This is a genomic window from Bradyrhizobium sp. (genome assembly GCF_049581145.1).
Lineage (GTDB): Bacteria > Pseudomonadota > Alphaproteobacteria > Rhizobiales > Xanthobacteraceae > Bradyrhizobium.
This window is the reverse complement of the sequence record NZ_JBAURI010000980.1, coordinates 1-9,250: the sequence shown is the minus strand read 5'-3', so window position 1 is coordinate 9,250 and position 9,250 is coordinate 1. Positions and strand designations below refer to the sequence as shown.

13 protein-coding genes are annotated in these 9,250 nt (G+C 64.6%); 8 read left to right on the top strand and 5 right to left on the bottom strand.

The window, feature by feature from the left end; translation table 11 throughout:
* From WCB02_RS31945 to WCB02_RS31935, 3 genes are all read left to right on the top strand, one after another.
* Positions 1-1,132 (top strand): response regulator (locus WCB02_RS31945; protein ID WP_423964508.1); only part of this gene is annotated, 1,132 nt, incomplete at its 5' end.
* 193 nt (positions 1,133-1,325) lie between these two features.
* Positions 1,326-2,273: a Tim44 domain-containing protein gene (locus WCB02_RS31940; RefSeq protein ID WP_423964506.1), complete on the top strand. Its 948-nt coding sequence runs from the start codon at positions 1,326-1,328 to the stop codon at positions 2,271-2,273.
* A 174-nt stretch (positions 2,274-2,447) separates the two neighbouring features.
* Complete coding sequence (locus tag WCB02_RS31935) at positions 2,448-3,152, top strand: glutathione S-transferase (RefSeq protein WP_423964503.1); 705 nt, start codon at positions 2,448-2,450, stop codon at positions 3,150-3,152.
* 102 nt (positions 3,153-3,254) lie between these two features.
* Here the strand turns inward: WCB02_RS31935 and WCB02_RS31930 are convergent, their stop codons facing one another.
* On the bottom strand, positions 3,255-3,614 hold the full coding sequence (locus WCB02_RS31930; protein ID WP_423964500.1) for a GFA family protein: 360 nt from the start codon (positions 3,612-3,614) through the stop codon (positions 3,255-3,257).
* 154 nt (positions 3,615-3,768) lie between these two features.
* Between WCB02_RS31930 and WCB02_RS31925 the strand changes: the two genes are divergently transcribed.
* The 3 genes from WCB02_RS31925 (at position 3,769) to WCB02_RS31915 (ending at position 4,844) form a co-directional block, all read left to right on the top strand.
* A complete protein-coding gene (locus WCB02_RS31925; RefSeq protein ID WP_423964498.1) occupies positions 3,769-3,978 on the top strand; it encodes a hypothetical protein in 210 nt (69 codons plus the stop codon).
* Between the two features lie 159 nt (positions 3,979-4,137).
* Positions 4,138-4,632 carry an FAD:protein FMN transferase gene (locus WCB02_RS31920; RefSeq protein WP_423964496.1) on the top strand — a complete coding sequence of 165 codons (495 nt, stop codon included), beginning with the start codon at positions 4,138-4,140 and terminating at the stop codon, positions 4,630-4,632.
* Positions 4,629-4,844 (top strand): FAD:protein FMN transferase, encoded by a 216-nt coding sequence (locus WCB02_RS31915; protein ID WP_423964494.1) that lies wholly within the window; start codon positions 4,629-4,631, stop codon positions 4,842-4,844. Before WCB02_RS31920 ends, WCB02_RS31915 begins: the two co-directional genes overlap by 4 nt.
* Positions 4,845-4,965: 121 nt before the next feature.
* On the opposite strand, the gene WCB02_RS31910 is transcribed toward WCB02_RS31915, so the two are convergent.
* On the bottom strand, positions 4,966-5,433 hold the full coding sequence (locus tag WCB02_RS31910) for a hypothetical protein (RefSeq protein WP_423964492.1): 468 nt from the start codon (positions 5,431-5,433) through the stop codon (positions 4,966-4,968).
* Here WCB02_RS31910 and WCB02_RS31905 point away from each other — a divergent pair.
* Positions 5,432-5,713, top strand: coding sequence for a hypothetical protein (locus WCB02_RS31905; protein WP_423964489.1), 282 nt, complete (start codon positions 5,432-5,434; stop codon positions 5,711-5,713). The two genes, WCB02_RS31910 and WCB02_RS31905, sit on opposite strands and share 2 nt — an antisense overlap.
* 63 nt (positions 5,714-5,776) lie before the next feature.
* Positions 5,777-7,432: a fumarate hydratase gene (locus WCB02_RS31900; RefSeq protein ID WP_423964487.1), complete on the top strand. Its 1,656-nt coding sequence runs from the start codon at positions 5,777-5,779 to the stop codon at positions 7,430-7,432.
* 174 nt (positions 7,433-7,606) lie between these two features.
* On the opposite strand, the gene WCB02_RS31895 is transcribed toward WCB02_RS31900, so the two are convergent.
* From WCB02_RS31895 to WCB02_RS31885, 3 genes are all read right to left on the bottom strand, one after another.
* Positions 7,607-7,903: a hypothetical protein gene (locus WCB02_RS31895; RefSeq protein ID WP_423964485.1), complete on the bottom strand. Its 297-nt coding sequence runs from the start codon at positions 7,901-7,903 to the stop codon at positions 7,607-7,609.
* Positions 7,904-8,044: 141 nt separating this feature from the next.
* Entirely contained in the window at positions 8,045-8,596 is a 552-nt protein-coding gene (locus tag WCB02_RS31890; RefSeq protein WP_423964483.1) for an inner membrane-spanning protein YciB, read from the bottom strand.
* A gap of 82 nt (positions 8,597-8,678) precedes the next feature.
* Positions 8,679-9,248, bottom strand: coding sequence for a hypothetical protein (locus tag WCB02_RS31885; RefSeq protein ID WP_423964480.1), 570 nt, complete (start codon positions 9,246-9,248; stop codon positions 8,679-8,681).
* Positions 9,249-9,250 lie beyond the last annotated feature (2 nt).

The following is a 9,250-nucleotide window of genomic DNA, read 5'->3' as shown; positions in this document are numbered from 1 at the left end:
GTGCAGGCGCGCTGCGATAGCCGCATTCGAATCGCCGACCGTGACCCAGCGCACGATCTCCGCTTCACGCGCGCTCAAGCCGACCGATCCGTCGTTCCAGGACATCATGCAGATCAAGCAGAACGCTACCCGCGCCGCCACCCTGGTGCGGCAGCTGCTCGCGTTCTCGCGCCGCCAGACGCTGCGGCCGCAGGTGCTCGATCTCGGCGATGAGCTGTCCGACCTCACCATGCTGCTGCGCCGGCTGATCGGCGAGAAGGTCAAGCTCGACTTCGTGCACGGCCGCGATCTCTGGCCGGTCAAGGTCGACGTTTCCCAATTCGAGCAGGTCATCGTCAATCTCGCGGTCAACGCCCGCGACGCGATGCCGGACGGCGGCAGGCTGACGGTGAGGACCGCCAATGTCAGCGCGTTGGATTCGATCCAGCTCGCGCACAAGGGCATGCCGGCGGCCGATTATGTGCGGATCGATATCCAGGATACCGGGACCGGCATCCCCGCTGATATCCGCGACAAGATTTTCGAGCCGTTCTTCTCCACCAAGGAAGTCGGCAAGGGCACCGGGCTCGGGCTGTCGACGGTCTACGGCATCATCAAGCAGACCGGTGGCTTCGTCTATGTCGATTCGGAAGAGGGCAAGGGCACCTCGTTCCACATTTTCCTGCCGCGCCATGTGGTCGAACAGGAGGTCGAGGCGCCCGCGACCAATGGCGCGGCCAGGGAGGCACCTGCCGGAGCCAAACCTCGCGCCGACATGACCGGGCAAGGCACCATTCTGCTGGTCGAGGACGAGGAAGGCCTGCGCTCGCTGAACGCCCGCGGCCTGCGCTCGCGCGGTTACAGCGTGATCGAAGCCTCCAACGGCATCGAGGCGATGGAAGCGCTGGAGGAGAAGGAGGGCGCCATCGATCTCGTGGTCTCCGACGTGGTGATGCCGGAAATGGACGGTCCGACGCTGTTGAAGGCGATGCGCGAGCGCAATCCCGAGCTGAAGATCATCTTCGTGTCAGGCTATGCCGAAGATGCCTTCGAGAAGAGCCTGCCGGAAAATCAGCAATTCTCCTTCCTGCCAAAACCGTTCACGTTGAGCCAGCTGGTGGCCGCGGTGAAGGAAACCATGACGCTGCAATAGCTGGGCGGCGGCCTCGCGACCCCTCAGCATCAGGATTGGCTCCCCGGGCCGGCCTCGCACGGCCGACCAGGCGCGCCCAATTGCTTCAGACCCGCGACGGAGGGCCGCAGCCGCCAGGCCCTGTGGCGGCTTCCCTTTCTCCCGCCGCTGCCCACTTTAGGGGCAGTTCCCCAACCGGGGTTAGGAAAAACATATGACATTCGGTTTCAACGCGCGCGGGCTGCTGAAGGCGATCGCCGTCGTCCTGGCGCTTGCGCTGCCGACGCTTGCGATCTCCTCAGCCGATGCTCGCATTGGCGGCGGGCTGAGTTCGGGCTCCCGCGGGTCCCGCAGCTTCTCGATGCCGCCTTCCACCTCCACCGCGCCGGGCACAGCGCAACCCTTCAACCGCACTTTCACCCAGCCGGGCAGTCCGAGCTACGGCGGGATGGGTGGTGGTTTCTTTAACCGGCCCGGCGGCGGGCTGCTGCGGGGGCTGGCCGGAGGCTTCCTCGGTGCCGGTCTGTTCGGTCTGTTGTTCGGCGGCGGGATGTTTTCCGGCATCGGCGGGTTTTCCTCGATTCTCGGCCTGATTCTGCAGGTCGGCTTGATCATCTTCCTGGTGCGGCTGGCGATGTCGTGGTGGCAGCGCCGCACCCTGTCGCAGCCGGCCTATGCCGAAGGAGGCATGGGCGGCCCGGGCGCGACCCAGGCCGGCTTTGGCGGCGGCATGGGGTTTGGGCTCGGAGCGAGCGCGCCGCTGCAGATCCTGCCTGCCGACTACGAGGCTTTCGAGCGTCTCTTGGTCGAGCTCCAGGATGCCTGGTCGAACGAGGATGTGGCGCGGTTGCGGGCGGTGGCGACGCCGGAGATGGTGCAGTATTTCACCCGCGATCTCGAGCAGAACCGCGTCCGCAACCGGATCAACAAGGTGTCCGCCACCAAACTGTTGCAGGGCGACCTCGCGGAGGCCTGGCGCGAGGGCGATACCGACTTTGCCAGCGTGGCGATGCGATACTCGCTGATCGACCGCACGTTCGACCGCACCACCGGCCAACTGGTCGAGGGCGGCGAACAGCCGACCGAGGTCACCGAAGTCTGGACCTTCATGCGCCCGCGCGGCGGCAACTGGGAGCTCTCGGCGCTGCAGCAGACCAATTGATCGGCGTCCGCGCGCCGGCCAGGAACGCGATGACGGGCGTCACGGGTATCTCCGTGGCGCCTTTTCGTTGATGACTTTCCTTCGTGGTCTTTCCCCTCGACGATCGCCGCGAACGATTGTCTTATCGGCTTGTTGTGCTGTCGGCCGCTGCCGGGAGAGGAACGGGATGATGCCATGAAATACGAGCTCTATTACTGGCCGGGCATTCAGGGTCGCGGCGAATATGTCCGCCTCGCGCTGGAAGAGGCCGGCGCCAGCTATCGCGATGTCGCGCGTGAGGGCGGCGGCAGCGGCGCGATGATGGCGGCGATGAAGCAGGGCGCCACGCCGCCCTTCGCGCCACCGTTTCTGAAGGCGGGAAAGCTGGTGATCGGGCAGGTCGCCAACATCCTGCTCTATCTGGGCTCGCGTCACGCTCTGGCGCCGAAGACCGAAGGCGGGAAAGTGTGGGTGCATCAGCTGCAACTGACCATCACCGATCTCGTGGCGGAAATCCATGACACCCATCACCCGCTCGGATCGTCGCTGTACTACGAGGACCAGCGCGCGCCCGCCAGGAAGCGGACCGAGGCGTTCTGGAGCGACCGGGTGCCGAAGTATCTCGGCTATTTCGAGGGGATCTTGCAGGACAATGGCGGCAGCACCATCACCGGTCGCAGGATCACCTATGTCGATCTCTCGCTATTCCAGATCGTCGACGGTCTGCGCTATGCCTTCCCGAAGCGAATGAAGGCGTTCGAGCGCAAGATTCCGGGTCTGGTCGATTTGCATGACCGCGTCGCGTCGCGGCCGAACATCAAGGCCTATCTTTCCAGCGAGCGCCGGGTTCCTTTCAACGAGGATGGCATCTTCCGGCACTACAAGGAGCTGGACGCGTAGCCAAGCCCGCCATTTCGGGGGGCGTATGGAGCACGGAGCCGGAACCCTGCGTCGCAAGCTCCAGATTCCGGTCGGCGCTTCGCGCGCCCGGGAATCAACGCGTCACCTGTTCCTGCCGTCGACCGGCGTCATCGCGAGCTGGGCGAGCTCGATGCCGTCGATGCAGCTGACATTGAGCGCAACGACCTCGGTGCCGTCGGGCTTGTGGCCGCGCGCGAACACGTCGACGCCGCAGTCGATGCAGAGCTGGTGCCTGATCGCGTGCTTGTTGAAGAGATATTCGCGCAAATTCTCTTCGCCAGCGCGCAACTGGAAACTCTTCGGCGCCAGGAAGGTGAAGTGCAGCCCTTTCTTGGTGCAGATCGAGCAGTTGCAGGCGGTGACCATGGCAAGGTCACTGGTGCATTCGAAGCGCACCTGGCCGCAATGGCAGCCGCCGGTAAAGGTCCTGCTGGTGAGCATGGTTCCGCTCCCTCGAAAGCGGAGATGCTGGCGCGGTTTTCCGGCGAGTTTACGGCGCTGCCGCCGCGAGCGCGGGAAGGATCGCGCTCACGCCAACTGATCGATCCGGGTGCCCTGTCCCGGCGGCAGCGGGGGCGGCGATGGCGGCTGGAAGGTGCTGGCGTCGGAGCTGGAACTGCTCGTGCTGCTGGCGCTGCTGGTCGTCGCGCTGTTCTGTGGCGGACTGGGAGGGCTCGATACGACGGCAACGGGCGTCGGCGGCGGTGACGTTGACACGGCAGAAACGGACATTGGTCGCCTCCTGAACTTGGTATCGCCGAGTCTGACCGGGCGCCAACCAAGGCTTCATGAAGCGGATCGATAAAATGCGAACCATTGGGGCTCGGGCGCGGGACGTGGTGAAGGGGCGGCTGCAAATCCGGTCCGAAAACCCCGTATAAGGACCCATTCCGTTCGGCAATCGATTCTGTCCTCAGGATCGGTCGTCGCGCGGCGGATGCCGCCGTTTCGCAAGGGATGGGCCGTGTCGCCTGTGATCCACCGGTTTCAAGCCATGGGCTCGGCCTGCGCGATCCACGTCGAGACAGACGATCCCCCGGCTTCGCGCCTCGTCGCGCTGGCGGCCGAAGTCGAGGTCAGGCGGATCGAGGCGCGCTATTCGCGCTACCGCGGTGACAGCGAACTGTCGCGGATCAATCTGGTTGCGGCCGAAGGCGGCAGCACCGATGTCGATGGCGAGACCGCAGGCCTGATCGCCTATGCGCAGGCCTGCTTCCGCAGCAGCGCCGGCGCGTTCGATATCACCTCGGGGTCGTTGCGCCGGGCCTGGGATTTCTCGGCCCCCCGGTTGCCGGAGCAGCGCGAGATTGATGCGTTGCTGCCGCGCATCGGGCTCGACAAGGTCAGCCTGTCCGGGAGCCGGCTGTCGTTCGCCGTCAGCGGCATGGAGCTTGATCGGTCGCCCGCGATTGCAGCGCGCGCCTCGGCTTCGTCGATCTCGGCGGCGACATCCGCGTGATCGGTCGGCAGCGCGACGGCGCGCCGTGGCGCATTGGCATTCGCCATCCGCGGCAGCCATCGGCTGTGGTCGCGGAGATCGCACTGGGCGACGGAGCCCTCGCAACGAGCGGCGACGATGAGCGCTTCATGGAGATCGGCGGAAGGCGCTATTGCCACATCATCGATCCCCGCACACATCGCGGGCAGGCCGGAAGCAGCGCCTGCGCCTGAAACGCCTATCGGGAATCTCTCATCCCGACACGAACCTGGCGCTCTCTCCGGGACAGGATCAGCCAGCGGTAAATGTCTGGTTTACCATGAGACCGCTCAGGACTCAGGTCCCGCCGCCTGGCTATTGGTCGGTGCTCCGCGAAATTGTGATGGAGGATTCGGTCTTGGTCCTGACGCACCGCATATCGAGGCGGCGGTAGCGGCTCGTGACGTCGTCGCCGCGCAGCAGCCCCGGCTGCTTGACGCAGCGCGCCACACCTTTCAGCATTTCGTCCCTCGGCAGCGTGAAGATGATCGCGGCGGCGCTTGCCACCAGATCCAGATAGGCTTTCGGTGGTTTGCGGTCGGATTTGGCGAACAGCTGATTGGAGAAACTGCGGCCCGCGCAGCCGAGCGTGAGTTCGTGCGCGTTGGGATGCGCCAGGTAGATGATATTCGCCGCAGTCTGTCCGACCCGCAAGCCGTCGATCTGCCCCTTGAGCTGGTTCGCCAGATCGTCACAGCGGTCGGCACGCGCGGGCGAGGCGGCCAGCGCGGTCAGCAGCACGAGCGCGGCGAAGATCGATTGCAGGATCAGGTTTTTTGGCATGCACACCCCCGCGGTCATTGAAGCGCGCGCGGCGGATTCATGCAAGCGCCCAGCCACGATCGCCGCCGCGATGATGACGGCCGCGTTGCCGGCGCCGACGTATCGTCGGGCCGATCGCCTTTATTCGCGCTTCCCCTTGTGGGCCAGCGAAACCCGGCCTGCTGGCGCGCAATCATTGAAGTCGGTCTGGCCATTGCAGCCGCAGACCACAGCCAATCCGGAGGTGGCAGATCATGATCCGAGACCGCCAAAACCTTCCCTTTATCTAAAAAGTGCTTAGAACGGTTCAAGCTCCGCCCGACGCCGAGGCAGGCGCTTCGGCCATCAACCCGCGAGTTACCCCATGAACGCTCCCACCGCCTTTCCCGACCAGTCAAAGCCCGTTCCGCCCTACAAGCACACGCCGCTGTTTCCACTCGGGCCGGACACCGCGCCCTACAAGAAGCTCGCGTCCGACGGCGTGCGGATCGAGAAGGTCTTGGGCAAGGACATGCTGGTGGTGTCGCGCGAGGCGCTGCGGCTGTTGTCGGAGGCGGCGTTCGGCGAGATCAACCACTATCTCCGCCCGGGGCACCTGAAGCAGCTGCGCGCGATCCTCGACGATGCGGAGGCCAGCCCGAACGACAAGTTCGTGGCGCTGGACTTCCTGAAGAACGCCAATATCGCCGCCGGTGGCATCCTGCCGATGTGCCAGGATACCGGCACCGCCATCATCATGGGCAAGAAGGGCTTTAACGTCATCAGCGATGGCGACGACGAGGCGGCTCTCAGCGAAGGCGCGCGCGACGCCTATCTGCGCCGCAATCTGCGCTATTCGCAGGTCGCGCCGCTGTCGATGTATGAGGAGAAAAACACCGCCAACAACATGCCGGCGCAGTGCGAGATCTATGCCGAAGGCGATGATGCCTACAAGTTCATGTTCATGGCCAAGGGCGGCGGCAGCGCCAACAAGAGCTTTCTGTTCCAGGCCACGCCGTCCGTCTTGACCAAGGATCGCCTGCTGGCGTTCCTGAAGGAGAAGGTGCTCACCCTCGGCACCGCGGCGTGTCCACCCTATCATCTGGCGATCGTGATCGGCGGCACCTCGGCGGAGCTCTGCATGAAGACCGTCAAATTGGCTTCCGCGCGCTATCTCGACGCGCTGCCGACCCACGGCTCGGCCGACGGCAACGCGTTCCGCGACCTGGAGATGGAGCAGGAAATCCAGAAGATGACGCAGTCGCTCGGGGTCGGCGCGCAGTTCGGCGGCAAGTACTTCTGCCACGACGTGCGCGTGATCCGCCTGCCGCGTCACGGCGCCTCGCTGCCGATCGGGCTCGGCGTCTCCTGTTCGGCGGACCGCCAGGTGCTCGGCAAGATCACCAAGGACGGCGTCTATCTCGAGGAGCTCGAGCATAACCCCGCGCAATATCTGCCCGCCGTGGAGCAGGCGCTCGGCGGCGAGGTCGTCAAGATCGATCTCAACCGGCCGATGAAAGAGATCCTGGCGGCGCTGTCGAAGCATCCGACCAAGACCCGGTTGTCGCTGACCGGCACCATGATCGTGGCACGCGATTCCGCGCATGCCAAGTTGCGCGAGCGGCTGGAGCGGGGCGAGCCGCTGCCGGACTATTTCAAGAACCATCCGATCTATTATGCGGGTCCGGCCAAGACGCCGGACGGCTACGCCTCCGGCGCGTTCGGCCCGACCACAGCGGGACGGATGGACTCCTTCGTCGACCAGTTCCAGGCCGCCGGCGGCTCGATGGTGATGGTGGCGAAAGGCAACCGCGCCCCCGCGGTGCGCGAGGCCTGCAAGACGTACGGCGGCTTCTATCTCGGCTCGATCGGTGGCGCGGCGGCCAATCTCGCCGAGCACTGCATCAAGAAGGTCGAGGTGGTGGAGTATCCCGAACTCGGCATGGAAGCGATCTGGCGTATCGAGGTGGTGGACTTCCCGGCCTTCATTATCGTCGATGACAAGGGCAATGACTTCTTCAAGGAATTGAATCTTGGATAGGTCTGCTTTCGCTACGGCCCGTCAGGGCCGGGCTGTCTGACGGACGGAGCCGCTTCCGGCCGCCTATCCAGGCGACCCGCGTTTTGGGCCCCTCGCAGGAGGCAAGGTGTGGGATCACGGGGGTCCAAGCCCGGTGATGACGCCCGAATATGCAGCTCCCGCTGGCCTTATCGATCAGGCCCGCTTCCCGGTGAAGGGAAAGCTGCCCATCATCCCGATGCCCATGTCGCCGGAAATGGCATCGCCCGCGACCTTCCCGGTGAACTCCAGGGTCAGCGGCATCGGGTTGGTGATCGAGACCTTCCAGGCGACGCTGTCGCCATTGACGGTGCCGTCGAAAATTTCGGCCGAATTGCCTTCGGCGGCTTGCGTCCCCGTCAGCGTGGCGCCCGCGCTCTTCAGGCTCAGCGTCGCGTTCCGATCGCCCATGGGCGTGCTCATGGTGATGTTCCAGTTTCCGTCCACGGCCATCTCAAATCTCCTAAAGCCTTTTAGTGCCAAGCTCTTTTGTGCAAAAAGCCGAAACGGCGCTCGGCTCCCGGTCGTCGCGGGCGGCGGTATAGCGCATCTTCTCGCGCAAGAACATCGCTCATGGAACCGGGGGCGCGGCGATCAGGCGCGGGCAGCCCGGATCCGGCTGGTGACGAGGACCCGAAACGCGATATACTGGACCGCGAAGGCCGCGATCTTGGCGCCCACCGCGACGAACGTTACATAGAACGTCCATAGCTTGAGATCGCCGGTCATCGCCACCGCGATGGTCCCGGCGCCGAGCGCGAACATCAGCGCGGCCCAGGCGTAGCCCGCGAAAGTGACATAGTCCGGAATCGTCTCGACGACGATTGCGGGCACATAACGCAGCATCCAGCCGCGCTTGAGCATGATCGCGCCGATCGCAAAATGCGCGATCGAGGGTTTTGCCAGCACGAAGCGGGGGTCCTGGGTCAGAATGGTGGCGCCGCCCAGCACGATCACCAGCAAAAGGCTGGCATAGGTCATGAAGTTGAGCTCGCGTCGCCTGATGCGGGCAAAGATGATCTGGCCCATCGCGCCGGCGATCGCCACCGCCGTCGCCAGCACGATGCTGCCGCTGGCGAGGTAAACCCCGAGGAAGACCAGGGTGGAGAAGAAGTCGGTGCCGAGCTTGACAAACACGTCCCTCATCGTCGCCTCCCCGGGGTGGTTTTCGGTCCAAGTGACTTGTCCGCTGCGTCAGTTCTTGTGTCAAATCGTTGCGTGTCAAAAGTCATGGCGTTTTGGGCACCGCCGCATTATGCGGCAGCGCCTGGCTTTTGGCCCGGAGATATTGGGGATACCATTTGGTGAAATAGATCGCGCTGTTGCGCGCGGCGACGGCGACCAGGAGGCTTAGCCAGATCGGCAGGCCCGGCACATACAACATGGCCCCATTGGCGATCATCATCAACAAGGCCGCAAGCGTCCATGCGGCGGCGATGATAGTGTTGACGCGCGAAAAGCCCGGCAGCGCCGCCGTCTCGGGTGGGACCATCTCACGGGCATATTGCAGCGTGAAGGGGCGGCGGGCCAGCATCGAACCGAGCGATATCGCGAAGATCCCGCTGTCGACCAGGAACTTCACGGCCGATTTGCTCAAACCGGGATTGACGAAGTCGAGGTAGATGCCGAGCGCGGTGAACACGATCGCCGAGCCGGCGCCCAGGATCTTCAGCGAGCGGCCGCGCGCCGCGTCGAGCGCGATCACCGCAAGGCAGAGCGCGCTCGCGGCGAACAGGCTGACGGTTGCCGAGGTCATCAGCATCAGCAACGCGAAGACGCCGTAGGGCGCGACGATCAAAA